25 protein-coding genes are annotated in these 25,613 nt (G+C 51.5%); 22 read left to right on the top strand and 3 right to left on the bottom strand.

The window, feature by feature from the left end; genetic code table 11:
- Positions 1-57 precede the first annotated feature (57 nt).
- From ACO0LC_RS13510 to ACO0LC_RS13495, 4 genes are all read left to right on the top strand, one after another.
- Entirely contained in the window at positions 58-450 is a 393-nt protein-coding gene (locus ACO0LC_RS13510; RefSeq protein WP_162041041.1) for a RidA family protein, read from the top strand.
- A gap of 2 nt (positions 451-452) precedes the next feature.
- The gene (locus tag ACO0LC_RS13505; protein WP_423003850.1) at positions 453-1,985 is read left to right on the top strand and encodes a 3-hydroxyacyl-CoA dehydrogenase; all 1,533 of its coding nucleotides are present in this window, start codon (positions 453-455) and stop codon (positions 1,983-1,985) included.
- 92 nt (positions 1,986-2,077) lie between these two features.
- The gene (locus tag ACO0LC_RS13500; RefSeq protein ID WP_423003848.1) at positions 2,078-3,253 is read left to right on the top strand and encodes an acyl-CoA dehydrogenase; all 1,176 of its coding nucleotides are present in this window, start codon (positions 2,078-2,080) and stop codon (positions 3,251-3,253) included.
- 271 nt (positions 3,254-3,524) lie between these two features.
- Positions 3,525-4,313: a potassium channel family protein gene (locus ACO0LC_RS13495; protein WP_423003846.1), complete on the top strand. Its 789-nt coding sequence runs from the start codon at positions 3,525-3,527 to the stop codon at positions 4,311-4,313.
- A 31-nt stretch (positions 4,314-4,344) separates the two neighbouring features.
- On the opposite strand, the gene ACO0LC_RS13490 is transcribed toward ACO0LC_RS13495, so the two are convergent.
- The gene (locus ACO0LC_RS13490) at positions 4,345-5,988 is read right to left on the bottom strand and encodes an isovaleryl-CoA dehydrogenase (RefSeq protein ID WP_423003844.1); all 1,644 of its coding nucleotides are present in this window, start codon (positions 5,986-5,988) and stop codon (positions 4,345-4,347) included.
- Between the two features lie 127 nt (positions 5,989-6,115).
- Between ACO0LC_RS13490 and ACO0LC_RS13485 the strand changes: the two genes are divergently transcribed.
- The 6 genes from ACO0LC_RS13485 (at position 6,116) to ACO0LC_RS13460 (ending at position 12,051) form a co-directional block, all read left to right on the top strand.
- The gene (locus ACO0LC_RS13485) at positions 6,116-6,754 is read left to right on the top strand and encodes a TetR/AcrR family transcriptional regulator (RefSeq protein WP_423003842.1); all 639 of its coding nucleotides are present in this window, start codon (positions 6,116-6,118) and stop codon (positions 6,752-6,754) included.
- A gap of 9 nt (positions 6,755-6,763) precedes the next feature.
- Positions 6,764-9,082, top strand: a complete 2,319-nt coding sequence (locus ACO0LC_RS13480) for a DNA polymerase III subunit gamma/tau (RefSeq protein ID WP_423003840.1) — start codon at positions 6,764-6,766, stop codon at positions 9,080-9,082.
- Positions 9,083-9,163: 81 nt separating this feature from the next.
- Positions 9,164-9,490, top strand: a complete 327-nt coding sequence (locus ACO0LC_RS13475) for a YbaB/EbfC family nucleoid-associated protein (protein ID WP_423003838.1) — start codon at positions 9,164-9,166, stop codon at positions 9,488-9,490.
- A 2-nt stretch (positions 9,491-9,492) separates the two neighbouring features.
- On the top strand, positions 9,493-10,089 hold the full coding sequence (recR, locus tag ACO0LC_RS13470) for a recombination mediator RecR (RefSeq protein ID WP_423003836.1): 597 nt from the start codon (positions 9,493-9,495) through the stop codon (positions 10,087-10,089).
- Between the two features lie 23 nt (positions 10,090-10,112).
- Positions 10,113-10,778, top strand: coding sequence for a hypothetical protein (locus tag ACO0LC_RS13465; protein WP_423003834.1), 666 nt, complete (start codon positions 10,113-10,115; stop codon positions 10,776-10,778).
- A gap of 25 nt (positions 10,779-10,803) precedes the next feature.
- Positions 10,804-12,051 carry a CaiB/BaiF CoA transferase family protein gene (locus ACO0LC_RS13460; protein WP_423003832.1) on the top strand — a complete coding sequence of 416 codons (1,248 nt, stop codon included), beginning with the start codon at positions 10,804-10,806 and terminating at the stop codon, positions 12,049-12,051.
- 151 nt (positions 12,052-12,202) lie between these two features.
- Here the strand turns inward: ACO0LC_RS13460 and ACO0LC_RS13455 are convergent, their stop codons facing one another.
- Both ACO0LC_RS13455 and elbB read right to left on the bottom strand, forming a co-directional pair.
- A complete protein-coding gene (locus ACO0LC_RS13455; protein ID WP_422951297.1) occupies positions 12,203-12,805 on the bottom strand; it encodes a MarC family protein in 603 nt (200 codons plus the stop codon).
- Between the two features lie 41 nt (positions 12,806-12,846).
- Entirely contained in the window at positions 12,847-13,497 is a 651-nt protein-coding gene (elbB, locus tag ACO0LC_RS13450; protein WP_423003830.1) for an isoprenoid biosynthesis glyoxalase ElbB, read from the bottom strand.
- 222 nt (positions 13,498-13,719) lie between these two features.
- On the opposite strand from elbB, the gene ACO0LC_RS13445 reads away from it, so the two are divergent.
- The 12 genes from ACO0LC_RS13445 (at position 13,720) to gspE (ending at position 25,612) form a co-directional block, all read left to right on the top strand.
- Positions 13,720-13,920: a DUF1289 domain-containing protein gene (locus ACO0LC_RS13445; RefSeq protein ID WP_162058702.1), complete on the top strand. Its 201-nt coding sequence runs from the start codon at positions 13,720-13,722 to the stop codon at positions 13,918-13,920.
- A gap of 56 nt (positions 13,921-13,976) precedes the next feature.
- Positions 13,977-16,235 (top strand): molybdopterin cofactor-binding domain-containing protein, encoded by a 2,259-nt coding sequence (locus tag ACO0LC_RS13440; protein WP_423003828.1) that lies wholly within the window; start codon positions 13,977-13,979, stop codon positions 16,233-16,235.
- Between the two features lie 215 nt (positions 16,236-16,450).
- On the top strand, positions 16,451-16,912 hold the full coding sequence (gspG, locus tag ACO0LC_RS13435; RefSeq protein WP_423003826.1) for a type II secretion system major pseudopilin GspG: 462 nt from the start codon (positions 16,451-16,453) through the stop codon (positions 16,910-16,912).
- Between the two features lie 9 nt (positions 16,913-16,921).
- Complete coding sequence (gene gspH, locus ACO0LC_RS13430) at positions 16,922-17,386, top strand: type II secretion system minor pseudopilin GspH (protein ID WP_423003824.1); 465 nt, start codon at positions 16,922-16,924, stop codon at positions 17,384-17,386.
- Position 17,387: 1 nt separating this feature from the next.
- Complete coding sequence (gspI, locus tag ACO0LC_RS13425) at positions 17,388-17,765, top strand: type II secretion system minor pseudopilin GspI (RefSeq protein WP_423003822.1); 378 nt, start codon at positions 17,388-17,390, stop codon at positions 17,763-17,765.
- Positions 17,755-18,453, top strand: a complete 699-nt coding sequence (locus ACO0LC_RS13420) for a PulJ/GspJ family protein (RefSeq protein WP_423003820.1) — start codon at positions 17,755-17,757, stop codon at positions 18,451-18,453. Before gspI ends, ACO0LC_RS13420 begins: the two co-directional genes overlap by 11 nt.
- Positions 18,450-19,457 carry a type II secretion system minor pseudopilin GspK gene (gene gspK, locus ACO0LC_RS13415; protein WP_423003818.1) on the top strand — a complete coding sequence of 336 codons (1,008 nt, stop codon included), beginning with the start codon at positions 18,450-18,452 and terminating at the stop codon, positions 19,455-19,457. Before ACO0LC_RS13420 ends, gspK begins: the two co-directional genes overlap by 4 nt.
- Positions 19,458-19,464: 7 nt before the next feature.
- Complete coding sequence (gene gspL, locus ACO0LC_RS13410) at positions 19,465-20,715, top strand: type II secretion system protein GspL (RefSeq protein ID WP_423003816.1); 1,251 nt, start codon at positions 19,465-19,467, stop codon at positions 20,713-20,715.
- Complete coding sequence (gene gspM / locus ACO0LC_RS13405) at positions 20,715-21,215, top strand: type II secretion system protein GspM (protein ID WP_423003814.1); 501 nt, start codon at positions 20,715-20,717, stop codon at positions 21,213-21,215. Before gspL ends, gspM begins: the two co-directional genes overlap by 1 nt.
- A gap of 15 nt (positions 21,216-21,230) precedes the next feature.
- The gene (gene gspN / locus ACO0LC_RS13400) at positions 21,231-22,010 is read left to right on the top strand and encodes a type II secretion system protein N (RefSeq protein WP_423003812.1); all 780 of its coding nucleotides are present in this window, start codon (positions 21,231-21,233) and stop codon (positions 22,008-22,010) included.
- A complete protein-coding gene (gspD, locus tag ACO0LC_RS13395) occupies positions 22,007-24,178 on the top strand; it encodes a type II secretion system secretin GspD (protein ID WP_423003810.1) in 2,172 nt (723 codons plus the stop codon). The genes gspN and gspD overlap by 4 nt, the downstream gene beginning before the upstream one ends.
- Positions 24,179-24,181: 3 nt before the next feature.
- A complete protein-coding gene (gene gspE, locus ACO0LC_RS13390; RefSeq protein WP_423003808.1) occupies positions 24,182-25,612 on the top strand; it encodes a type II secretion system ATPase GspE in 1,431 nt (476 codons plus the stop codon).
- Position 25,613 lies beyond the last annotated feature (1 nt).

The raw sequence follows: 25,613 nt of genomic DNA, 5'->3' as shown, positions 1-25,613 counted from the left end.
ATATAATGGATTTTTCAGGCGCTAAGGTCTGAAAAGTCATCAATGAAAGGATAGATGATGGATATTTTGCAACCTCCGGGCTGGGCCAGGCCACGCGGCTATTCGAATGGCATTTCTGCCAGTGGCCGTACCGTGTGCGTTAGTGGCATGGTGGGCTGGGACGCGCAATGCGCCTTTCAGACCGATGATTTCGCTGGCCAGGTAAGGCAGGCCTTGCAGAATATCGTTGAAGTATTGACAGAGGCAAATGCCAAACCCGAGCATATCGTGCGCATGACCTGGTATGTCATCGATAAAAAAGAATATGTAGGTGCTTATAAAGAAGTTGGCGAAGCCTATCGCGACATTATAGGCCGCCATTACCCGACCATGACTGCGGTGCAGGTCGCAGGCTTGATAGAAGACAGAGCCAGGGTAGAAATAGAAGTCACTGCCATCGTACCGGAGTAAATATGAAAACCAGTATTGCAGTTGTTGGCGCTGTTGGTATCGTCGGTGCCGGTGCCATGGGGCGTGGCATTGCCCAGATTGCGGCACAGGCAGGTTTTACCGTGCTCTTGTTTGATGTACAGGCAGATGCCGCCAGCAAAGCCAGTCAGTTGATTGCCGAACAATGGCAAAAAATGCTGAGCAAGGAAAAACTCAGTGCAGAACAATATCAGCGTGCTGTGGAAAACTTGCAAGTCGTCAATAGCATGCAGGAGTTGGCAAAGTGTGATCTGGTGGTGGAGGCTATTGTTGAAAAGTTGGATGTCAAGCGTGCCTTGTTCCAGCAACTGGATGCCATCGTCAGCGACACTTGCATACTGGCGACCAATACTTCGTCTTTGTCAGTGACCGCCATTGCGGCGTGCACAAAAATACCTGAGCGTGTTGCGGGCCTGCATTTCTTTAATCCTGTCCCGCTGATGAAGGTGGTGGAAGTCATCGATGGCTTGCTGACCGATGCAGCGGTCGCAGAGCAGCTCATGGCATTTTCCACGCAAACCGGGCATTTGCCAGTGCGTGCCAAAGATACACCTGGCTTTATCGTCAACCATGCAGGCCGTGGTTATGGCACGGAAGCACTGCGGATATTGCAAGAGAACGTTGCCAGCTTTCGCCAGATAGACCAGATCATGCGTGAGGCAGCAGGTTTCAAGCTGGGCCCGTTTGAATTGCTGGACCTGACCGGGCTGGATGTATCTCACCCGGTCATGGAAGCGATTTATCACCAATATTATGAGGAACCACGCTATCGCCCCAGTGTTATCACTGCGCAGCGGGTACATGCAGGTGTGCTGGGCCGCAAGACCGGGCGCGGTTTTTATTCTTATAGTGGCAACCAGGACGCACCTGCGGTTCCCGAGCACCAGCCTGCCTGGACAGGGCCAGTATGGATCAGTCAGGAAAACGCGGACGCAGTGACAGCACTGCTTGCCTTGTTTGAGCGTTGCGGCGTTACTCTCGAAAATGGTGAACAGCCATCTGCAGAGGCACTGTGCATAGTCAGCCCATACGGCGAAGATGTCAGTACCTGTGTAGCAAGAGCCGGGCTGGATGCACGTCGCACCCTTGGCATCGATGCACTGACCGCTTGCCAGGGACATCTGAGCCTGATGATGAATCCCGCTACAGATGCAAACCTCGCAGCACAATGCCAGTCCTTGCTGCAAAAAAGCGGGCAGGGCGTCAGCCTGATACAGGATAGTGCAGGTTTCGTGGTTCAACGCATTTTGGCGACCATTATCAATATCGCTAGCGACATAGCCCAGCAAGGCATATGCAGTCCGCAAGACCTGGACAAGGCAGTGGTATTAGGCCTCGCTTATCCGGCAGGCCCGCTGGCTTGGGGCGACAAACTCGGGACTTCGCGTATACTATTGGTTTTGCGGAACTTGTATGCCAGCACTGGCGACCCGCGCTATCGCCCCAGCCCCTGGCTGGTACGCAGGGCGCAACTGGGTTTGTCTTTGCTGCATTTGCCGAGTCAGGCAAGTACTTAAGGCTGCATGAAGCATGTCATGTCACTTCTTACTTTATGAAAGTGGCATGCAAAAAAATAATGAAGTACATAATTCAATCAGGAGAAACAAAGATGGCCAAGGCTGCATTTAGTTGGGAAGATCCCTTGTTATTGTCCTCGCAACTCAGCGATGAAGAACGCATGGTGCAGGATGCTGCACGTGTTTATTGCGAAGAAAAGCTGGCGCCACGGGTACTGGAAGCTTTCCGTCATGAAAAAACAGATCCAGCCATTTTCCGTGAGATGGGCGAGCTTGGTTTGCTGGGTTCCATGATCCCTACGCAATACGGCGGGGCTGGTTTGAACTATGTTTGCTATGGCCTGGTGGCACGCGAAGTGGAGCGTGTTGATTCTGGTTACCGTTCCATGATGAGTGTACAAAGCTCGCTAGTCATGGTGCCTATCAATGAATTTGGTAGCGAAGCACAAAAACAAAAATACCTGCCCAAGCTGGCGACGGGTGAATGGATAGGCTGCTTTGGCCTGACTGAACCTAATCATGGCTCTGACCCAGGTAGCATGGTGACCCGTGCCAAGACTGTGCCGGGTGGTTATTCCCTCAGTGGCGCGAAGATGTGGATCACCAATAGCCCTATCGCTGATGTCTTCGTGGTCTGGGCAAAAACAGATGATGGCCGCATCCGCGGCTTTATCCTGGAAAAAGGCTGGAAAGGCCTGAGCGCACCGGCCATCCATGGCAAGGTAGGCTTGCGTGCTTCCATCACTGGCGAAATAGTCATGGATGAAGTATTCGTGCCAGAAGAAAACCTGATGCCGAATGTAGAAGGCCTCAAAGGCCCATTCACTTGCCTGAACTCTGCCCGTTACGGTATCGCCTGGGGTGCTTTGGGTGCGGCAGAATTCTGCTGGCATACAGCACGTCAATACACCATGGACCGCCTGCAATTCGGTCGCCCACTGGCAGCAAATCAGCTGGTACAGAAAAAACTAGCAGATATGCAGACAGAAATCACGCTGGCACTGCAAGGCTGTTTGCGCCTGGGGCGCATGAAGGACGAGGGTACGGCAGCAGTTGAAATTACATCCATCATGAAGCGGAATTCTTGCGGCAAGTCCCTGGATATTGCCCGTACAGCACGCGATATGCTGGGTGGTAATGGTATTTCTGATGAATTTGGCATTGCCCGTCATCTGGTGAATCTGGAAGTCGTCAACACGTATGAAGGCACGCATGATATTCATGCGCTGATATTGGGGCGTGCGCAGACTGGAATCGCTGCTTTCTAAAATCGCGGCATTCCAAGCTGCTTGCAAAACCATAAAAGCCGCTTTGCCTTTAAGGCAAGCGGCTTTTGTTTTATGGCATGGCTTGATTTGCCTGTCTGATTTTTTTACCGCAATTTCTCCCGCCTATTCTTCGATTTTCTATAAAACTTGCGCCATCGCAAGATGTGCTCAATTTTTTCCATTGATGATTGCCAAAAAGCGATAAAGCAGGATGCAGATACCACAGATGCTGTCGCGTGTTCGTCTTGATGAGATTTTTGGTGAAAATGCAATGAAATTTCCAGTCACTCAACGCTTCTGGACCTGGTTTACCCGTCCCTTGTTATTAGCGGGTTTGCTGCTGACCATTCCGGCATTTTATCTGGTGCTGGGCGGTACTACTGACATGACAGAGCTGGCCGGGCGCAGCCTGTATGCGGCGTCAGCTTTGTTGATGCTGGTCGATACTGGTCTGCAATGGCAAAAGAACAGGAGTCAAAAAAGGCGCAGTGGCAAGCTGGCACTGGATGGCGTTGTTATCGCTGGTTGCCTGCTGAGCGTCATTTTTACCGGAGAGGCGTGGGGTACGCTGGAATGGCTGCTGCGCCTGGCGCTGGTAGCCGTCATTTTGCTGCGTCTTGCCACTCTGGTTTTGCAGCACATGAAACCCAGTCATCTGGTGCAGATGATAGTGCTGGCCTTGTTGATGCTAAGTTCCGCAGGTGCCGGGTTTTACTGGCTGGAACCCAATGTGCATAGCTATGCAAATGGTGTCTGGCTGGCTTTTACGACGATAGCCACAGTGGGTTATGGAGATATCGTTCCATCCACACCCGCGTCCAAGATATTTGCCGTCTTCATCGTTTTGCTTGGTTATGCCATGTTTTCCATCGTAACGGCCAATATCGCCGCCTTGTTTGTGGAGGAGGAAGAGGCGAATCTGGAAAAGCAACTGCATGCTGATATACGCCACTTGAGCAGGGAAGTGGCTGCGCTCAGGGAGGAGTTGCGCAGTCGGGATCGTCTTTTCCTGGAGAGGGAAAAGGCAAGGGAATTGAAACAGGCTGTGCAAACTAAGTAATGTCCGGCAGCCTGCAGGCGAATTGATCTCTTTAGCAAATAAATGAGCGACTAATAATACGCTCCAGCAAAGCGTTCGTTGCTTGTCCATGCAAGCTTCCATATACACGGCCACATTCAGCATCTGCGCGGCTTTGTATAAAGGCGAGGGCGATATCTTCTTCGGCATATTCGGCCATCAAAAAAGCCTGTGCCGTCAGCACCAGTTTCTGGGTAATGCGGCGGGCATTCATTTCCCTGAATTCTGTTGATGCCAAGTCTGGCTGTAATTCCTGCACCATTTCCCTGACTTGCTCAGATGCTGAATCGTTCCATAATTGCAGCAGCAATTGCAGGCCTTCCGGGTCTCTTTCCATCGCACGCAAGACATCAAGGCACATGACATTGCCTGAACCTTCCCAGATGGAATTGACTGGTGCTTCACGATATAACCTTGCCATGGGACCTGTCTCTACATAACCATTGCCACCCCAGACTTCCATGCATTCGCCAGTAAATTCAAGTGCACGTTTACATATCCAGAATTTCGCAGCCGGCGTCACAATGCGTTTCCACGCACGTTGTAAGGCGTCATCTGGTGCATCCAGGGCAGCAGCCAGGTGCAGCATGAGTCGGGTTGCCGCTTCGCTTTCCAGCGCCAGGTCAGCCAACACGTTCTGCATCAAGGGTTGATCTGCCAGCCTCTTGCCGAAGGCCGTGCGGTGACGCGCATGATGGATGGCTTGCACCAGTGTCTGCCGCATCAGGCCAGCGCTACCGATGACACAATCAAGCCGGGTCAGGTTGGCCATTTCTATGATGGTTGGTATGCCCCGGCCTTCATTGCCTACCATGACGCCATAGGCACCCTGGAATTCAACTTCGCTGCTGGAGTTGGATTTGTTGCCCAGTTTGTCTTTGAGTCTTTGTATCAGGATAGAATTCTTGCTGCCATCAGGACGCCAGCGCGGTACAAAGAAACAAGATAAGCCAGTTTCAGTTTTGGCCAATACCAGATGAGCATCGCACATCGGGGCTGAGAAAAACCATTTGTGGCCAGTCAGTGCATAGGCTTGACCTCGTCCTTCGCTACCCAGCGCAGCAGCAGTGGTAGTATTGCTGCGCACATCCGAGCCACCTTGTTTTTCTGTCATGCCCATGCCTATCAGGATGGATTTTTTCTGGGCTATCGGCAAGTCACGCGGGTCATGTTCCAGTGAATACAGCTTGTCTTTGAGTTCAGCGAACAATACGGCTTCTTTTTGTAGTACGGGGATGGATGCAAAAGTCATGGTGCTGGGGCATAAGGAGCCAGACTCCACCTGCGATTGCATGAAATAGCCGGCAGCACGGGCAACATGTGCGCCCATTTTGGGCTGACTCCAGGGGGCGGCATGCAGGCCTTGCTTGCGCAATATTCCCAATAATTGATGCCAGCTTGGGTGAAAGTCTACTCTGTCTATGCGCTTGCCCTGTCTGTCATGGGTATGCAGTTCTGGCAAATGTGTATTGGCCAGCGCAGCAGCTTCCAGTACAGCGCTGCTACCTAACTCCTGACCGGATACTGTCAAAGTGTTTTGATACCAGTCAGCCTGATACTGTGCCAGGCTAGTCATTAGAACGGCATCACTAGTGAAAATATTGTAATCTTGCAGGTCTGCGACCTGATTGCTTATTTCATGGGTTTGCCACTGCATATGTGCCTCATTGATATCGGTAAGCTAAATAAGTAAGCCAGATGAATAGTGTAGTCTGATGAAGTAATCAAGATGTTCGCCTTTTGGCATTATCCCAAGTACCTGAACTTATAAAACAAGAAACACCATGAGCGAGACTGCCAGCCCTTTGAAATTACGCCGCAAGCCAGTGCAGCAACGCTCTAAAATGACACAAGTGGCAATCCTCGATGCCTTTGTTCGGCTTTTGGTCGAAAAAAGCTATGCTGATCTGACCATGCGAGATATTGCCCTGGTCGCTGGCGTGGGTCTGGGTACATTGTATGAATACTTCCCTGGCAAGAAATCGATAGCTGCCCATTGCATACATGAGCGTATGAAGAATATCGGTGCGCAGATGCGCATCTGGGTAGAGGTGCAACATGGTCAACCCTTGCAGGACATCGTCACGGATCTGCTGGAGCGCATCATACTTTTGCATGCAGACAAGACCGAGGAGTGGTCTGCCCTGATTTTCCTGGAGCGGCAGATTTCCAATATGGAAGCCTATAGTGCACTGTATGGACAGGTTGTTGATATCTGGGAATCTGCTTTTGCGGCAAGCTCAGACCGTGCAGCTTATCCAAATACCAGCCCTACGATAGTCCACGCAGCCGTCTACGGTGTCCTGTACCAGACCCTGATGTTGTCCCCGCAGAGCCTGCAAGAGCCTGAATTTCTTGCTCAGATGAAAAACTTGGTGTTGGGATATCTGCAAATCACTGATCAGAGCGCCCGAATAAGGTAAAATCGCGGGATGTCCTATCAAGTCCTCGCCCGAAAATATCGCCCCAAGAGTTTTGAAACTCTGGTGGGGCAAGAGCACGTGGTCCGTGCCTTATCGCATGCGCTAGAGCAGCAGCGGCTGCATCACGCCTATTTGTTTACCGGTACCCGTGGTGTCGGCAAGACGACGCTGTCACGCATACTGGCCAAATCCTTTAACTGCGAGACTGGCATTACCGCCCATCCTTGCGGTGTTTGCGAAGCCTGTACGGCGATTGATGCCGGGCGCTTTGTTGACTATATAGAAATGGATGCCGCCTCGAACCGTGGCGTCGATGAAATGGCTTCGCTGCTGGAACAGGCAATTTATGCGCCGTCCAATGCACGCTTTAAAGTCTATATGATAGACGAGGTGCACATGCTGACCAACCACGCTTTCAATGCCATGTTGAAAACGCTGGAAGAGCCGCCTGAACACGTCAAATTCATTCTGGCAACGACAGACCCGCAAAAAATCCCGGTCACGGTCTTGTCACGCTGCCTGCAATTCAATCTCAAGCAAATGCCGCCTGGCCATATTGTCGGTCATCTGGAAAATATCCTGGGGCAAGAGCAAATCGATTTCGAATTGCCTGCCTTGCGTTTGCTGGCACAAGGTGCCCATGGTTCCATGCGTGATGCCTTGTCGCTGACTGACCAGGCAATTGCCTATGCCGCTGGCAAAGTCAGCCTTGATGCCGTGCAAGGCATGCTGGGTGCGCTGGACCAGTCTTATCTGATACGCCTGCTAGATGCCTTGCTGGCCCAGGATGGTAAGGCCTTGCTCGATGTTGCCGACGAAATGGCAGCGCGTAGCCTGTCTTATAAAGCAGCCCTGCAAGATCTGGGCAGTTTGTTGCACCAGATCGCCGTGGCGCAAATGGTGCCTGCGGCAGTGGCAGAAGATATTCCTGAGCGCGAACAAGTTTTGCGCCTGGCGCAGAGTTTCGCCAAAGAAGAAGTGCAACTGTTTTATCAAATCGCCGTGCATGGCCGTAACGAACTCGCACTGGCACCTGATGAATATGCTGGCTTCAGCATGACGCTGTTGCGCATGTTGGCATTCAAACCTGTCAGTGGTGAGCAGTGGGCGCAGCCGCCCGCTAGCACACCGCCGGCTGGTGGCCGACCTGCATTGCCAGTTAATATTGTCAACAATGCAGCGCCTGCACAAAGCCCTGCGCGTCCTGGCTCCGCTTCTAGTTCTATTTCTAGTCCCGCAGCTTCCAGCAGTACTGCTAGTGCTGCGTCTGTAGTAAATACTGTGCAGGCAGCGATGCCTGCACGTGCTCCAGCAGAAGCGCCGAAACCGGTTGTGCAGGAGAATACCGAGACACCCGCCAGCGCACCTGCTGCTGGCGCACGTGTCAGCCCGGTATTGGCTGCCCTGGCAGCGGCACGTGCAAATACCAAGAATGGCACGCCAGCAGGAAAAACTCCTACTGCCGAAGTTGCACCAGTATCCAAAGCTGCAATTGCACCCGTGAGTCCTGTGTCCCCGGTCGCTCCAGTCTCACCTGTAGCTCCTGTCAGGCCCGTTACTCCTGTCGCAACACCGTCAGTCAAAGTAGCGCCGCCGTCGGCGCAACCGGTAGTCAAGCCTGCCCAGCCTGTGTCTGCACCGGCACCTCTGATCGCCGAGCAGGATATGCAATCCATGGGCATGGATGATATGCCGCCGCCCTGGGATGAAGAAATGTTCTTCGATGCAGAGCCAGCAAAACCGGCAATGCCACCACGAGTGATGACTCCAGTTCCAGTTATGCAGCAGGAACAAGCCGCGCCAGTTGAAGTGGCCGTGTTAGCTGAAGCTACTGCAATTGCTGACCCGGAACTGCAAGCGGTCGCTGCAGAAGTGATCAAGCCTAGGGAATCCATCACCCTGAATGCAGATCGCCTGATCGCGAATGCACCAGTCCCTGAGTTGAACTGGGATGGTCATTGGCCTGCGCTAGCGGCCAGTTTGCCAGTACGCGGCGTTGCCCAGCAAATGACGCAGCAAAGTGAGCTGGTCAGTTGCAAACAGGATGGTAATGCTCATGTATTTCGCCTGCGCCTGCCTTTGTCTACACTCTTGTCTTCGGGCAGTGTAGAAAAACTGAGTGCGGCTTTGTCTGAACGTTTTGAAAAGTCCATACGGGTAGAAACCGAGATAGGTGCTGTTGAGCATACCGCCAATGCGCAGGCTGTGGCTGAGCGTGAAGTGCGTCAGCAACAGGCAGAAAAATCCATACAGGGCGACAGTTTCGTGCAGACTTTAATGCGTGAATTTGGTGCCACTATCGTCACGGGTAGTGTAAGGCCGGTCTGATGCCGGTGATATGCAAAAATAAGTACAAGTGCGCGTGACCAAATTTAATCAATATTCCATTTTTATTTTCGGAGAAATTTTATGATGAAGAATCAATTAGCTGGCCTGATGAAACAAGCCCAGACAATGCAAGACAATATGAAAAAAGCCCAGGATCAATTGGGCCTGGTAGAAGTAGAAGGCCAAGCTGGTGCTGGCTTGGTCAAGGTTGTCATGACCTGCAAGAATGATGTCAAGCGCGTTACCATCGACCCATCTTTGCTGGGTGACGACAAGGACATGCTGGAAGACCTGGTTGCCGCCGCTTTCAATGATGCAGTACGCAAGGCAGAAGCCACTTCACAAGAAAAAATGTCAGCATTGACAGCTGGCATGCCATTGCCACCTGGCTTCAAGATGCCATTCTGAGGGTGAAGAAACTCGGTAGTCTGGAAGCCTTGTCTGAGGCGCTGCGTCGCTTGCCCGGCGTAGGGCCAAAGTCTGCTCAGCGCATGGCTTATCATCTCTTGCAACATGACAGGGAAGGCGCTGCCATCCTTGGCATGGCGCTGACTCACGCTGTCGAACGCATACAGCATTGCGCATCCTGCAATACCTTCAGCGAGAGCGAAGTCTGCGAAACCTGTATGGATGCGGTACGCGATACCAGTCTGCTGTGTGTGGTGGAAACACCTTCTGACCAGATGATGATAGAGCAGACCATGACGTACAAGGGCTTGTACTTTGTCCTTATGGGGCGACTCTCGCCTCTTGATGGCATAGGTCCGAAAGACATCCATCTGGAAAAACTTATTGCCAGAGCCACTGATGGCAAAGTGCAAGAAGTAGTGCTGGCAACCAATTTCACCAATGAAGGTGAGGCAACTGCGCATTACATCAGTGAGACGCTGAAGGCGCGGGGCTTGCGGGTCAGTCGCCTGGCTCGCGGTGTGCCAGTTGGAGGTGAGCTCGAATATGTGGATGCTGGCACGATTGCCCGCGCCATGCTGGATAGACGGACCACTTAATTATATTGTAATAATAAGCCATCATGTTTCTGATCCCCGCCGAACAAAAAAGCAAATTGCATTTGCAATGGTCAGACCTGATAAGGGGATTGGCTGGTAGTCCCAGGCATGCGATGGAAGTCTGGACTTTACTCGATAAGCATTACTCCGAGCCACAACGCAGTTTTCATAATCTCACCCATATCCAGTCCATGCTCAGGCATGCCGAAGAGCGGCGGGCAGACATACAGAATTTCCCCATGGTGTCCCTGGCTATCTGGTTTCATGACCTTGTCTATGATACCCATGCCAACAATAATGAATTGAAAAGTGCAGAACTGGCGGGGGAATTGATGATGCGTATGGAAATTAATCCCACCATCATCATGCATGTGCAGCAATGCATACTTGCCACGGCCAGACATGAAGTGGCGGATTTTAAAAATCGCTCTGTCGATATCCCCTTATTTCTTGATATCGCCCTGACTATATTGGGGGCACCTCAGGATATTTATCAGCACTATAGCCGGGCCATACGCAATGAATTCCGCTGGCTGGAAGCGCCTGCTTACAGGGCAGGGCGCTTAAAAGTACTCAAGCGCTTTGCCGGGCGTGAGCAACTCTATTTTCATCCCACAATGGCTGCGCAATTCGATGCCCAGGCACGTACCAATATTGCCTGGGAAATCAAGAAACTGACTTTTTTCTAAAACAATTTCAGAGACACTCTTACTCATGCAGTCACAAGCTAAAGCACACGGCCCTTTGGCGGGCATCAAAGTCCTGGAATTGGGTACGTTGATCGCAGGTCCATTTTGCTCTCGCATGCTGGCTGAGTTCGGTGCCGAAGTGATCAAGGTAGAGTCACCTGACGGTGGTGATCCTTTGCGTCAGTGGCGTGTGCTGAAAGATGGCACTTCGCTGTGGTGGAGTGTGCAGGCACGCAATAAGAAAAGTATTACCCTGAATATGAAGCAGGAGCAGGCGCGTGAAATTGCCAAGCGCCTGGCCCTGGATGCCGACATCATTATAGAAAATTATCGTCCCGGAGTACTGGAAAAATGGGCGCTGGGGTTTGAAGATTTAAAAACGATCAACCCTGCCACCATCATGGTGCGCCTGTCTGGTTACGGCCAGACCGGTCCCTTGAAAGACTTGCCTGGCTTTGGTGCCATCGGTGAATCCATGGGAGGTTTGCGTTATGTCTCTGGCCATGCTGACCGGCCACCTGTGCGTGTAGGCATATCGATAGGCGATTCTGTCGCCGCCTTGCATGGCGTTATCGGTGCCATGATGGCTTTGCGCCACCGTGATGTCACTGGCGGGCGCTGGAATGGCAAGCAAGGTGAGGCTTGTGTTGCTGGTCAGGGGCAAATGGTGGATGTGGCATTGTATGAGTCGGTATTCAACTTGATGGAATCACTGGTGCCAGAATTTGATCATGCCGGTGTCGTGCGTGAACGTACTGGCGGTGCCTTGCCTGGCATAGTGCCATCGAATACCTACACTACGGCTGAAGGTGAAAATATTGTCATTGCAGGTAATGGCGATGCAATCTTCCACAGGCTCATGAGAGCCATAGAGCGGGATGATCTGGCACAAGACCCTGGCCTGGTACGTAATGATGGCCGCGTTCCACGTACGGCAGAAATTGACGCGGCGATCCAGACATGGTGTTCGGGCCGAGATATAGAAACTGCCTTGCAAATACTCAAGGCAGCCGATGTTCCAGTGGGCAAAATCTATTCGGTGCGCGATATGATGAGCGACCCACAATTTCTGGCGCGCCAGATGTTTGAGCAGCATGCATTTGAAGATGGCACGCCAGTCAAGCTGCCTGCCATTGCACCCAAGATGTCAGAAACTCCCGGCCAGACCCAGTGGCTGGGCCCGCGTCTGGGGCAACATAATCAGGAAGTGTTGAGTGCGCTGGGTTATAGTGATGCCGAGATTGCGCAAATGCTTGCGGATAAGATAATTTAAGTGGAATAAGGTAAAGGTCAGCTATGAATCGTCAAATGATTAAACAATTTCTGATCGCTTTAGTCCTGTTCTTGCTAGGCTACTTCACTTTCAATCGCTGATATTCTGGATATGGCTGACCTGATATTTATCCACGGTCAGCCATGCATGATCAGTTCAGGGTTTTCAGATAATCCCTGATCCCCGCCAGCAACATTTCAACTGACATGGCTGTCAGTATCAAACCCATCAGGCGCTCGAATGCAGTCATGGCGCGCACCCCCAGGACCTTTTGCATGCGTTCTGCACTCAATAACACCACCAGCCAGACCACGGCAACAGCAGTCAGCGCTGCCAGATGCACCATCATGTCCTGACGGCTGTCGGATGAAAACAGCAAGACTGTCGCCAGCGCAGACGGACCAGCCAGTGCCGGTATCGCCAGCGGCACGATGAAGGGTTCGTGACCATCTTCCACATCCCCGAAAATGCCGCCTTCCTGAGGGAATACCATGCGCAAGGCAATCAGAAACAGGATCACGCCACCGCCTATGCGCAAAGATACCTCGGTTAATTGCAATGCCGTCAGGAAGTGTTTGCCAAAGAACATGAACAGTAAAAGCAGGCCAAAGGCAATCGCGCACTCGCGGACCACCACACGCCAGCGCCGTTCGGGTGCGACATGGGACAGGGCGCTGACAAAGATGGGGACGTTGCCGAACGGGTCGGTCACCAATATCAGCAACATCAGGGATTGAAAAAAATCTTGAGTCATGAAGACCTTGTTTTAAAAATGATACCTGGAGCTTTGGTGTTTTAGATTAGTGCAAGCGTTGCTTTGACGGCAGCTTCGATTCCAGTCGCTGCTTCAACAATATTTTCCGCCAGCATATAGGCAGGGGTGCTGACAACTTTTCTCTCTTTGTCGACGACAAATTCTTTTACCGGGCAATTGATATGTTGCCCACCCATGGCGGTGACGGCAGTAGCGGTGTCTTCATCCGTTCCTATGGTGACAGCGACGCCAGAGCCATAGATATGTGGCATCATGGCTGGGGCTATGCAGATATAGCAGGCAGGTTTGCCAGCGTCTGCTATGGCTTTGGCAAAGCGCAAGACATCTGCTTGTATCTGGCAGTGAGCCCCTTTGTTGGCAAAGTCAGACAGATTTTTGGCAGCTCCAAAACCACCGGGGAAAAATACGGCGGCATAGTCATTGGCATTTGCTAGCGCGATATCCTTGATTTTGCCACGGGCGATACGGGCGGATTCTACCAGCACATTGCGGCTTTCACCTTCCGCGACCAGACCAGTAAGGTGATTGACAACATGGGCTTGCGGGATATTGGGTGCCAGGAATTCAGGTTCTGCACCGGCTTTGACCAGGGCCAGCATGGTTAGTACACTCTCGTGAATTTCAGCGCCATCAAAGACGCCACAACCGGAAAGAACGACGGCTACTTTCATGATGTACCTTTATATTTGTGGGAGAAGGACAGAAAGTAGCTAATTTTCCCGCCGAAGACTGTAGGCTGTCAACAAAGTCCGCCAGTTTCTGGAAAAATAGAGTCTTGCTACCAGCGCACTAAGCAAAAAAACATTTATTATTAGCCAGAAAAAGGCGAACGCCCGTTTTATTATCTTGGGCCTCGCCCATTCAGGCACAATCCTGAAAACCAAAGTAAGACTATGTCAGTAATAAAGATGGAAGGCAAAGAACGTCCGGACACCCCTTGTGTTGCCGTTTGCTCAACAACATTTGATGATGTTTGTCGTGGCTGTGGCCGCACCGTGGCCGAGGTGGCAGAGTGGGTATTCATGACAGCAGAACAAAAAGAAATCGTCTGGACCAGGATATTGGCAGAAGGTTATCCAAGACGAAACACATAAGCACGCCAAATATATAAGAAATAATATAAAGGCGGCAAAAATATCGGAGACCGTGCATGTCAGAGCAAAAAAAATCAGGACGCCGCCGCTTCATCCTGGGTGGCTTGGGCTTGACGGGGGCGTTGCTGGTGGGGTGGGGTGTCTTGCCGCCGCGCCAGCGCCTGAATACTAGCTTACCCTTACCTGTGTCAAATGGCGAAGTCGCCATGAATGGCTGGATCAAGATTGCGCAAGATGGCACGGTCAGTGTCGCCATGCACAGGAGCGAGATGGGACAAGGCATACATACTGCATTGCAAATGCTGGTGGCCGAAGAGCTGGATGTCCCTATGAGTATGGTCAAACCCATGTATGTGCCCACCGATAAAATCTATGGAAACATGGCGGCCTTGGCTGACGGCCTGCCTTTTCACCCGGATGACCACGGTAGCCTGAAGCGCACTGCCCAATGGGTGACACTCAAATTTGCCCGCGAGCTGGGTTTGCAGATGACAGGAGGCTCTTCCAGCGTCAAGGATGCCTGGCAACCCATGCGTGAAGCCGGGGCCACGGCGCGCGCCATGCTGGTCGCTGCAGCAGCAAAGAAATGGAAGGTGGCTGCGACAGCATGTATGACCAAAGATGGCGTAGTCAGTCATTCATCCGGCAAGCATGCCAGCTATGCTGAGCTGGCTGCCGATGCTGTCAACAGTCAGCCTGGCGAGATACAACTCAAACGTCCGCAAGATTTCAAAATCATAGGCCAGCCGCAGCCACGTACCGATGCTGCGCCCAAGGGCGATGGCAGTGCCCAGTTTGGTATTGATGCACGGCCAGAAGGCATGTTGTATGCCGCGATCAGGCAAAGCCCCACCATAGGCGGGCGTGTTAAATCCTTTGATGCTGCTGTAGTTAAGTCCATGCCGGGTGTCATGCAAGTCATCGATTTTTCCATGGAAGGTGCGGTTGCGGGTATTGCCGTGGTCGCACAATCGTATTGGCAAGCCAGGCAGGCTTTGGACAAATTACCCGTCACCTGGGATGCGGGCGAATATGCGCAACTTTCTACTGAAAGTATTTTCAAGGATTTTGCCAGCAAGCTGGCTACAGAATCAGGTTTTGCTTATTACAAGAATGGTGATGTAGAAAACAAGCTCGCCGCCAAGGAGATAACCAACTCCGTAGAAGCAGAATATCGCGCCCCATTTTTGGCGCATGCGGCAATGGAACCCATCAATTGCACGGCGCAACTCAAGGATGGTAAGCTGCAAATCTGGACCTCTACCCAGGTGCCCGGGGTGGCGGCAGATGTCGCTGCTAAAGTCAGCAAGCTGAAATCAGAAGATGTGATTGTGCACATGGCTTATCTGGGTGGTGGCTTTGGCCGCAGGCTGGAAGTGGACATGGTCGCGCAAGCGGCGCGTATTGCCATGGACACCAAAGGTGCGCCAGTCAAGGTGATCTGGAGTCGCGAAGAAGATACTACCCATGACATGTATCGGCCCGCTGCTCTGGCACGTTTCAAGGCTGGGCTTGATAGTGCCGGTAATTTACTGGCTTACGATAACAAGTCTGTCTCAGGTTCAATTACCCATCAGGTACTCAAACGCACTTTTGGCCTGGCGGGCGCAGGCCCGGATAAAACCACGGCAGAAGGCGAATTTGACATGCCTTATGAAATCCCGCATCAGCGTATTGCGCATGTCATTGTCCCCAGCCCTGTGGCATTGGGTTTTTGGCGCTCGGTCGGTCATTCACATAATGCTTTTTTCAAAGAGAGTTTTATCGATGAAATTGCCCATGCGGCGAAACAGGATGGTGTGAGTTTTCGCCGTAATTTGTTGAAAGCGCATCCACGTCATCTGGCCGTGCTCGATGCGGTCGTGCAAAAGGCGGGCAAGCCTGCGGACGGACGGGCGCATGGCCTGGCCTTGCATGAATCTTTTGGCAGTATCGTCGCCCAGATTGCCGAGGTATCCGTGAACGAAGGGCAGATTCGTGTCCATAAAGTGGTTTGCGCTGTGGATTGTGGCATAGCCGTCAACCCCAATATCATTGCCCAGCAAATGGAGTCTGCCGTGGTTTTTGGTTTAAGCGCTGCCTTGTATGGTGAAATTACCATCAGGGATGGCAAAGTCGTGCAGACTAACTTTCATGACTACCAGGTTTTGCGCATCAATGAGGCACCTGAGGTGGAAACCATCATTATCCCGAGTGCAGAACCGCCCCAGGGCATAGGTGAGCCAGGGGTGCCACCCATTGCGCCAGCAGTGGCAAATGCCGTATTTGCCTTGACTGGCAAGCGTTTGCGCAGTTTGCCCTTGAAATTGAGTTGAAATATACTGGTGGTAGTATGTGAGCATCACGACAGAATTCATACATATTAAATACTTTTTTGTGTAAATATATTGTCTTGATGGCATTTTTTGTTACTATTCGATACAGAATGCAGCCCAAGTGGCATTTGCAGGATTTATACTGCGTCAGCGCGACCTGTCAGTTCGTGTCGCGCTTTTTGCTTTTTAAGTTTTTCATTTTTTAGAGTTTCATTATGTCCAATTTTTCAGTTCCTGTACGTGCGGGCAGGTCTCCAGGATCCGAGCGCGGTTTTACCCTGATAGAAATCATGGTGGTTGTGACTATCATCGCGATTCTGGGCGCTTTTATGGTTCCTAAGCTGACCGGGTTTACCCATGAAGCCAGGGTGGCTGCTGCCAAGCAGGATATCTCTACCATCATGACTTCACTGAAGTTATATCGCTTGCACAACCAGCGTTACCCGACTACGGAGCAGGGTTTGCAGGCACTGGTGGAAAAACCGACATCAGGGCCAGCGGCGAATGCCTGGCAAACCGGTGGCTATCTGGAAAAATTGCGCAATGACCCCTGGGGTAAGCCATATCAATACCTTTCTCCAGGCATCAGGGGTGATGTCGACGTGTTTTCGCTGGGTGCCGACGGACAACCAGGCGGCAGTGGCGAAGATGCCGACATAGGTTCCTGGGATCTATAAGAAGCAACAATGAAGATTATGCGCGTGCAGCGGGGGTTTACCTTGCTGGAGTTGTTGGTAGTGTTGGTGATTTTCGGTCTCATACTTGGGGCTGTCAGCATTAACGCCATGCCGGGCGAGCAACAGCGCCTGGAAAATGACGCCAGGAGGATTTCTCTGCTTTTGCAACTGGCACGAGATGAAGCCATCGTCCGTAATCTGCCCGTGGCTTTTGAAGTGGATCAACATGGTTACCGCTTCCTGGTCCGGGAAGAAAGAATCTGGTCGCCAGTCAAGGATGAGATGCTGCGTGAAAGAAGTTTCCAGATCGCTCCCGTGGAATTGTCCTTGCAGCCGCAAGTGGCGGATACTTCCAATATACGTATCATATTTGGCCGTGAGCCAGTAGATAAACCCTTTGTACTCACCATCAAATCTGCTGACAAACATGTCAGTGTGCGGGCTGATGGCATAGGCCATTTTTCAGTCGAATAAGATGCGACATTTGCGTTCACAATCCGGGTTTACCCTGCTGGAAGTCCTGGTGGCCCTGGTCATCGTTGGTACTGCCCTCGGTGCCAGTCTGCGCGCTATTGGTAGCCTGACGCAAAACAGCAATAGCTTGCGCGCCTCCATGATGGCCACCTGGTCTGCTGAAAACCGTCTGGCACAAATACGCCTGGCGCACGAATGGCCTGCTTTTGGTGAGCGCACCTTTGCCTGTCCCCAGGGGGACTTGCACCTGATGTGTGAAGAGCATGTGATTGCCACTCCAAACCCCTCTTTCCGCAGAGTCGAAGTATATGTGTATGAGGCCGACAGCCCGGAGCGTCGTATCATCAAGCTGACCCAGGTGGTGCCAAATGCGCTCTAATATTTTGCTGGCGCGTGGCCGGCGTAAAAACGGCCCATCTCAGGCCGGTTTTACGCTGATAGAGTTATTGGTAGCGATTACCATACTGGCCATTATTTCTGTACTTGGTTGGCGTGGGCTAGACAGTATTGTCCGTGCCCGTGTGGTGCTGACCAAAGAAATGGAACAGACGCGCGGTATACAACTGGCTTTTGCGCAAATAGAAAATGATTGTGCCCATTTGGTCGATGCCACTAATTTGCCTGGGCGTGAAGTATTGAGTGCGGTAGGGCCCAGGCTGGTGCTGGTACGTAATGTGTTTGAAGAAAATCAACCGACTCGCTTGCAAGTCGTCGTATATCGGGTACGGGACGGTGTGCTTAACCGTCGTGAAATGCAGCCTACCCGTGAATTGGCACTGCTAGACCAGGATTGGCAAAGTGCATTGGCTGATGCTGAAGTCAGTCCGGCCATTGCCTTGCAAAGCCAGGTGACTGGTTTCGATATGCGCACCTGGAAAGAAGGTGAAAATGGTTGGCGTTTGGGCGGTAGTGAAGTTGCTGGTGCACCCAATTCCAATCCCACCCCCCCAAGTCCAACACCTGGGCTTCCTGCAAGGGAGGGTAAATTGACTGGCCTGGAAATCGCCATACAATTGTCGGGGCGAGAATTGCCTGCCACTAAAGTATTCTTGCTGGGAGCGGTATGAGCTTGAGAATGCTTCCGCGACGCCAGCATGGCGTGGCCGTCATTACAGCCTTGCTCCTGACTACCCTGGCGATCACTATCGTTGCCAGCCTGTTCTGGCAACAGCAGGTACAGGTCAGGTCGATAGAAAACCAGCGCATGCAATTGCAAAAGAAATGGATATTGCGTGGTGCCATAGACTGGGCCAGGTTGATTTTGCGTGAAGATGCCAAACAGTCTGCCAGCGTTGATCATCTTGGCGAGCCGTGGGCAGTCAAACTAGCCGATACCCGGCTGGATCAATATGTCGAAAATGCACGTACCGACAATGATGATAGCGATGCCACCTTGTCCGGCCAGGTGATTGATGCACAAGCCATGTTCAATCTGAATAATCTGGCGGCAGATGGCAATATCGATCCGCGTGAAGTGGATACCTTTAGCCGTCTGTTGGTCAATCTGCGCTTTGATGGGCAGTTGGCGCAACCGGTCGCTGACATGGTCGCCAGGACGCAAAACAGGGTGGTGGCTGCCCCGGGCTCGTCTACAGCAGAAACCGGCCCTGGAAAAAGTGGCTCAGATTTATCGCTTCCTGAAGTACAATTCCTGCGCTTTACGCAAGTTGATGATTTGCTGGCAATTAATGGCTTTACCCCAGACATGGTTGAGCGTTTGAAAGGTTTTGTGACGGTCTTGCCACGTAAAACAGCGATCAATGTGAATACTACTTTTGCCGAAGTGCTGGCGGCCAGGATAAATGGCTTGAGTATGGGAGATGCCGCGGCCATGATAGCCAGTCGTGATCGCGCTTATTTTCGTACTGTGGATGAGTTTAAATCGCGGTTTGAGGATAAGTTGAAAACTGTCGCTGCGAAGGATGTGGCAGTTTCAACCAATTTTTTCATCATCAATGGTAAAGTCAAAATGAATCGTTCTGCACTGGATGTCAGTGCATTGATAGAGCGGGCTGATAATGTGGCATCCACCACGATGACGACAACAGTGCTTTGGGTACGGGAAAACTAAATAAAAAATGGCAAGCACACTGTATATTTCTTTGCCCTCCAGAGTGGCGGCACAACATCTCACTGATTGGGCGTCGCAGGCGCTGGCTTTCGCTTTGATTTCGGCGGAAGGGCGTTTACAACAGCAAGGCCAGTCCACCCTGGCTGAACTGAAGTCTCTTGCTGCAGGTGCCAGACAAGTGGCCTTCATCTTGGCTGCCAGCGACACCAGTTTGCTGAATGTCAAAGTACCGCCTATGTCGGCGGCAAAAATCAAGCAGGCACTGCCTAATTTGCTGGAAGATCAATTGATTTCCGATCCGGCTGATCTGGTGCTGGTCAGCGGCGATGCGGCAAATGGCGAAATTACGGTGGCCGTCACTGACAAGCATTGGTTGGAAGGCTTGGCGAAAAGAGTCAAAGACTGGCCGCTGAAAAAGTTTTCCGCCTATCCGGCGCAGCTGGCGCTGGCTTTTGACGTAGCAAGCCAGACTGCTTCAGCTTTAATCGACGAAAAAGAAGAAGGCCTGGAACTGGGTTTGCGTGATGGTGTCAATCATGGCCTGGGACTGAGTCTGGAAAATACCGGCGTGGCACAGGCCTTGCCTATGTTGGCGCAACTCAGTGCCAGCCCCAAAGTGACAGCTTATGTTCCCGCCGCGACAGTGGAAGCTTGTCAGCTCGTGATCAAAACCGAAGGATTGGAAGAAAAACTGACAGTCATGCCTGTCAGTTGGGTCAACAGGGTGGCTGGTATAAACAGCAGTACACCAGATTTGATGACGGGTGTAGCGGCTGAGCATATGGCCAGTTTTGACTGGAGCAAGTGGCGCTGGCCTTTGCGTTTGGCTATTGCTTTGGCGATTGTTAATTTACTCGCCTTGAACCTGGAATGGTTCAATATGAAGCGGGAAGAAAAAGACCAAAAGAATGCATTGCTTCAAGTATTCAGGAATGCCTATCCAAAAGAAACGGTTATTTCTGACAGCCCCTTGAAACAGATGCAGCAAAAAATCAATATAGCCAAGCGTGCAGCTGGGCAATTTGCGGCCAATGACTTTGCTGTGATGGCAGCACAATTTTCACTGGTGTGGGACAGGGTGGGTGTGCCTGGCGGCGTGGCGTCGATAGAGTACAAGGACCGATCCCTGTTTGTCAGAGTCAAACCAAATGTGCAACTGCCTATGGACGCCTTGCGCTCAGCACTGGCTGAACAATCCATGACAATTACTACCTCTACAGATGGGGCTTTGCGTATTACGACCGGAGGTAAAAGCTAATGTTCAGCGCAATCAGAGAACAATTTAATTTATTTTGGCAGGGTCGCATTGAGCGTGAACGCAAGATGCTGCTCATTTGCGCCACATTCATTCTTGTTGCAATCATTTATGGTTTTTTCCTTGCCCCTGCATTGAGCGGCCGCAAGCAACTCAATGCAGCACTGCCCGTCCTGAATCAGCAATTGGCAGAAATTACTGAGTTGAGTAAGCAGCAAGCAGGTTTGGCTGCCAATTTATCCGAGTTTATTGCACCAGTAAGTCGTGAACAACTGGAAACAGTGTTGAGCAGGCGTGGCATCAAGGCCCAGACCATTGCTGTCAGTGATGACGTAGTGCGTTTGCAAATCCCCACGGCCGCCTATGCCAGTCTGATGGAATGCCTGGTCGAGCTGCAAAAGGCGTCCAGATTGACAGTGGAAGAAGCAAAACTGGTGGCTTTGCTGGAAAACGGTCAGGTGAGTGCGACCCTGACCTTGAGACAACAAAAAAGCTCATCCTGAAACCCGGATAAAACGATGTTATTTTCTAAGCGTTTGACCTGGATTTTCGCGGCAATTGCCAGTGTCATGTTAACGGTAGTGATGTTTTTACCCGCCAGCTGGCTGGGTTTTGTCGTAGAGCGGCAAAGCCAGGGCCGCTTGAGCCTGGGTGATGTGCAGGGTAGTTTTTGGCAGGGTTCGGCATTTATAGGAGTAGCTGCAGGCAAGACTGGCCCGGTGACCCCTTTGTTCCCGGGGCGGTTTCAGTGGCGTATTTCACCCTGGCTGATAGTGGGGCAAATCAAGGTTGAGCTGGAAAATCCAGCAGCATTGTCTGCGCCTGTCAAAGTTGCCGGTAGCTTTAGTCAATGGCAAGTCAGCCCATCGGTACTGTTATTGCCGCCAGAGCGACTAGAGGGCCTGGGAGCGCCATTGAACACCATAGGGCCTACGGGTTTATTGCATTTGTCCTGGAATGAATTGCTGTTTTCACGTAAGGATGGGCAATTGAGTATGACGGGACATATGCAGTTGGAACTGGCGGAAATGGCTTCACGTTTGTCACCCATAAAACCATTGGGTAGTTACCAGATGGCTTTTGACTTGCGTGGGACTGAGGCTGACATGCAATTATCATCTATCAAAGGCCCCATGATGCTGGCTGGGACAGGGAAAATGACGAATGGTCGTTTCCAGTTTTCCGGCAAGGCATGGGCTGAGGCAGGACAGGAAGCAAGGCTGGCAAATTTATTGAATTTGCTGGGACAGCGTCGTAATGACGGTGAAAAAGAAGTAATTGGGTTAGAGTTCAAATGAAAACATTACCATTAAAGCACAGGGTCGCCATGACAAGAAATTCGCTACGCCAACCTATCCAGCAATTGTCTGCATTGACTGGTGCTGCAGTATTGACTGCGGGCTTTTTACTGGCACCCATGGCCATGGCTCAGGACCCATCGAAAAATACAGTAGAAATCAACCTGGTTGGGGCTGACATAGAATCAGCCATCAAGGCCATAGGTCATTATACTGGCGTGACTTTCATTATTGACCCCAGGGTCAAGGGGCAGATCAATCTGGTATCAGAGACTCCACTGACCAAGGATCAGGCCTATAAATTGCTGACTTCCACTTTGCGCCTGCAAGGGTTCGCCGTGGTGGCAGCTGATGGCTATTCCAAGGTGGTGCCGGAGACGGATGCTAAAGTGCAACCTGGCCCTACACACAATCTCAGTGCAGAAAAAGCAGAAACTGCCAAGGGTGACCAGGTGGTCACGCAGATTTATAAATTGAATTATGAGTCTTCCGCCAATGTCGTTACGATATTGCGCCCGCTGATTTCACCGAATAATATAATCAATGGCAATCCCACCAATAACACCGTGGTCATCACCGATTATGCGGACAACATCAAGCGTTTGAACAAGATTATCGCTGCCCTGGATGTGCCGGCAACGACGGATATGGATGTCATTCTGATCAAGCATGGGATCGCTTCCGATGTGGCGGCCATGGTCAGTAAAGTGATAGACGCTGGCGGTGGCAGTGCAGATCCGACCAAGCCAGTATTACTGGCAGACCCACGTTCCAACTCCATACTGGTGCGTGCTTCTTCTGTGGCCAAGGCGAACCAGATCAAGTCATTGATCACCAAACTGGATCAACCTACTGCACAACCTGGCAATGTGCATGTGGTTTATTTGAAAAATGCTGAGGCTGAAAAACTGGCGCAAACCTTGCGCTCCATCGTCACCGGCGATACCTCATCCGGGCGTAGCAGCACCAGTAGCTTGTCCAATGTAGGCAGCTCAGCCAATGGCACGAATAGCCCAGTGGCGTCGAATGGTGCAACCAGTACACAAACCAGCATGCCATCATTCTCCAATAGCAGTACCGGCAATGCTTCTGGTGGCGGTGGTGGTGCAGCAGGTTATATTCAAGCCGATGCATCCACCAATACCCTGATCATTACCGCCAGCGAACCGGTGTATCGTAATTTGCGCACAGTCATAGAACAGCTCGATGCGCGCCGTGCCCAAGTGTATGTTGAAGCCTTGATTGTCGAAATCAGTGCGGACAAGGCAAATGAGCTGGGTGTGCAATGGATGGGCTTGTCGGGTAATAGTAATAGTAATTACCGGGTCGGCGGTGGTACTTCTTTCTCTACCAAGGGCAATAATCTGATCAGCCTGGCTGCGGGTAATGCTGCGTCCTCAGGCTCAGTATTGCCGGGTAACGGTTTGTCACTGGGCATATTCAAACAAATTAATGGTCAGTTGGGCTTGGGTGCATTGGCGCATGTCTTGCAAACAGATGGCAATGCCAATGTCTTGTCGATACCGAATATAGTCACGCTGGATAATGAAGAAGCAAATATCGTAGTCGGTAAAAACGTGCCTTTGATCACGGGGCAATTTACTACTGCTGCCAGTGGTACAGCTGGCGTCAATCCTTTCCAGACTATAGATCGCAAGCAAGTCGGTTTGAAGTTGAAGGTCAAGCCACAGATTTCTGAAGGTGGCACGGTCAAGCTGTCTATCTACCAGGAGGTCTCCAGTGTCGATGATACGACCAATGCCTCAGGCATCATCACCAAAGAACGTTCGATTACGACCAATGTCCTGGTCGATGATGGTCAAATCATTGCTCTGGGTGGTTTGATAGAAGATAGCACCACCGATGGCGTAGAAAAAGTGACAGGCCTGGGTGATCTGCCCATCATAGGCAATTTGTTCAAATACCAGTCCAGCAAACGCACCAAGACCAATCTCATGGTGTTCTTGCGCCCTACGGTGATACGTAATGCCGAGCAGAGTAATAATGTGTCCGTAGACCGTTACGACTATATGCGCACCCAGATCACACCATCCAAGGATATCGCCAATGATGGTTTGCTGCCTACAGCAGAAAAAGGGAAATTGTTGACAACGCCCATGATGATTTCTCCAGCAAGCACGCCAGCAGCAGGTAAGGAAGGCAAATAAACCATGCTTGATCATCGTTTATTGCCCTATGGTTTTGCCAGGGACTTTTCTGTGCTGGCTGTCAGAGATACTGCAGTTGTCAACGGCGTAGTGGAAATCCAGATTTCCAAACTGACGCCAGCTGCGGCAATATCAGAAGTTGGACGCAAGTTTGGTAAAGTCAAACTATCGATGTTGCCTCACACCGAATTGGCCGAAGCCATCGCCAAAGCCTATGCGGGCTCTGGCGGTGATGCCGCCGATGTGGTTGGTGAGGTGGAATCCGATCTAGATTTGGCCAAGCTCATGCTGGATATGCCGGCAGTCGAAGACTTGCTGGAATCGGCTGATGATGCTCCCGTCATACGCATGATTAATGCCTTGCTGACCCAAGCCTTGCGTGATGGCGCATCAGATATTCACATAGAACCATTCGAACAAATCTCTGTCGTGCGCTTCCGTGTTGATGGTGCCTTGCGTGATGTGGTGCGTCCCAAAAAAGCGATCCATGCTTCCTTGATCTCACGTATCAAGATCATGGCACAACTCGATATTGCCGAGAAACGATTGCCACAAGATGGTCGTATTACCTTGCGCATAGGTGGCAAGCCAGTTGACGTGCGTGTCTCCACTTTGCCAACTGGCCATGGCGAACGCGCAGTATTGCGTTTGCTGGACAAAGAGGCTGGGCGCCTGGATTTGGGACATCTGGGCATGAGTGCTGATGTGTTGACGCAATTCGATAAACTGATCGCCCAACCCCATGGCATCGTGCTGGTTACCGGGCCGACAGGCTCAGGCAAGACCACGACCTTGTATGCAGCTCTGTCAAGGGTGAATGCTGGTACGACGAATATTTTGACGGTAGAAGATCCTATCGAGTATGAATTGGCTGGCGTAGGCCAGACCCAGGTCAATGCCAAGATAGAGATGACTTTTGCCAAGGCATTGCGGGCGATTTTGCGGCAAGATCCTGACGTCATCATGATAGGTGAGATCCGTGATCTGGAAACCGCGCAAATCGCAGTACAGGCTTCACTGACGGGTCACCTGGTGCTGGCAACCCTGCATACCAATGACTCTGCTGCGGCAGTTACACGCTTGCTGGACATGGGTATAGAACCCTTCCTGCTATCTTCCTCCTTGTTGGGTGTGGTCGCGCAACGGCTGGTGCGCAAGCTATGCACCCATTGTCGAGTTGAAAAAGAGGGCACATGGCATGCAGTTGGTTGTGAGCATTGCGGTCATACTGGTTACCAGGGACGTGTTGGCGTCTATGAGTTATTGCAAACCACCGATGCTATCCGTGCCCAGATTCATCATGAAGCCGCCGAAGCAGAAATACGCACAGCGGCCCAGGCCGATGGCATGAAAACCATGCGTGAAGATGGTCAGCGCTGGCTGAAAACTGGCGTGACTACGCCAGAAGAGTTATTGCGCGTGACGAAGGAATAAG

This window comes from Undibacterium sp. JH2W, from assembly GCF_049340425.1.
Lineage (GTDB): Bacteria > Pseudomonadota > Gammaproteobacteria > Burkholderiales > Burkholderiaceae_D > Undibacterium.
This window is presented reverse-complemented; position numbering and strand designations above follow the sequence as displayed.

Bases quoted from the DNA above. Each gene is read 5' to 3' on its own strand.
- ACO0LC_RS13445 (WP_162058702.1), top strand. From the start codon at position 13,720: ATGTCAGTAATAAAGATGGAAGGCAAAGAACGTCCGGACACCCCTTGT.
- ACO0LC_RS13440 (WP_423003828.1), top strand. From the start codon at position 13,977: ATGTCAGAGCAAAAAAAATCAGGACGCCGCCGCTTCATCCTGGGTGGC.
- ACO0LC_RS13455 (WP_422951297.1), bottom strand. From the start codon at position 12,805: ATGACTCAAGATTTTTTTCAATCCCTGATGTTGCTGATATTGGTGACC.
- ACO0LC_RS13465 (WP_423003834.1), top strand. From the start codon at position 10,113: ATGTTTCTGATCCCCGCCGAACAAAAAAGCAAATTGCATTTGCAATGG.
- gspH (WP_423003824.1), top strand. From the start codon at position 16,922: ATGAAGATTATGCGCGTGCAGCGGGGGTTTACCTTGCTGGAGTTGTTG.
- gspM (WP_423003814.1), top strand. From the start codon at position 20,715: ATGTTCAGCGCAATCAGAGAACAATTTAATTTATTTTGGCAGGGTCGC.
- ACO0LC_RS13500 (WP_423003848.1), top strand. From the start codon at position 2,078: ATGGCCAAGGCTGCATTTAGTTGGGAAGATCCCTTGTTATTGTCCTCG.
- ACO0LC_RS13460 (WP_423003832.1), top strand. From the start codon at position 10,804: ATGCAGTCACAAGCTAAAGCACACGGCCCTTTGGCGGGCATCAAAGTC.
- ACO0LC_RS13420 (WP_423003820.1), top strand. From the start codon at position 17,755: ATGCGCTCTAATATTTTGCTGGCGCGTGGCCGGCGTAAAAACGGCCCA.
- ACO0LC_RS13505 (WP_423003850.1), top strand. From the start codon at position 453: ATGAAAACCAGTATTGCAGTTGTTGGCGCTGTTGGTATCGTCGGTGCC.
- ACO0LC_RS13480 (WP_423003840.1), top strand. From the start codon at position 6,764: ATGTCCTATCAAGTCCTCGCCCGAAAATATCGCCCCAAGAGTTTTGAA.
- gspK (WP_423003818.1), top strand. From the start codon at position 18,450: ATGAGCTTGAGAATGCTTCCGCGACGCCAGCATGGCGTGGCCGTCATT.
- ACO0LC_RS13510 (WP_162041041.1), top strand. From the start codon at position 58: ATGGATATTTTGCAACCTCCGGGCTGGGCCAGGCCACGCGGCTATTCG.
- ACO0LC_RS13485 (WP_423003842.1), top strand. From the start codon at position 6,116: ATGAGCGAGACTGCCAGCCCTTTGAAATTACGCCGCAAGCCAGTGCAG.
- gspN (WP_423003812.1), top strand. From the start codon at position 21,231: ATGTTATTTTCTAAGCGTTTGACCTGGATTTTCGCGGCAATTGCCAGT.
- gspI (WP_423003822.1), top strand. From the start codon at position 17,388: ATGCGACATTTGCGTTCACAATCCGGGTTTACCCTGCTGGAAGTCCTG.
- ACO0LC_RS13495 (WP_423003846.1), top strand. From the start codon at position 3,525: ATGAAATTTCCAGTCACTCAACGCTTCTGGACCTGGTTTACCCGTCCC.
- gspG (WP_423003826.1), top strand. From the start codon at position 16,451: ATGTCCAATTTTTCAGTTCCTGTACGTGCGGGCAGGTCTCCAGGATCC.
- gspD (WP_423003810.1), top strand. From the start codon at position 22,007: ATGAAAACATTACCATTAAAGCACAGGGTCGCCATGACAAGAAATTCG.
- gspL (WP_423003816.1), top strand. From the start codon at position 19,465: ATGGCAAGCACACTGTATATTTCTTTGCCCTCCAGAGTGGCGGCACAA.
- ACO0LC_RS13490 (WP_423003844.1), bottom strand. From the start codon at position 5,988: ATGCAGTGGCAAACCCATGAAATAAGCAATCAGGTCGCAGACCTGCAA.
- ACO0LC_RS13475 (WP_423003838.1), top strand. From the start codon at position 9,164: ATGATGAAGAATCAATTAGCTGGCCTGATGAAACAAGCCCAGACAATG.
- elbB (WP_423003830.1), bottom strand. From the start codon at position 13,497: ATGAAAGTAGCCGTCGTTCTTTCCGGTTGTGGCGTCTTTGATGGCGCT.
- gspE (WP_423003808.1), top strand. From the start codon at position 24,182: ATGCTTGATCATCGTTTATTGCCCTATGGTTTTGCCAGGGACTTTTCT.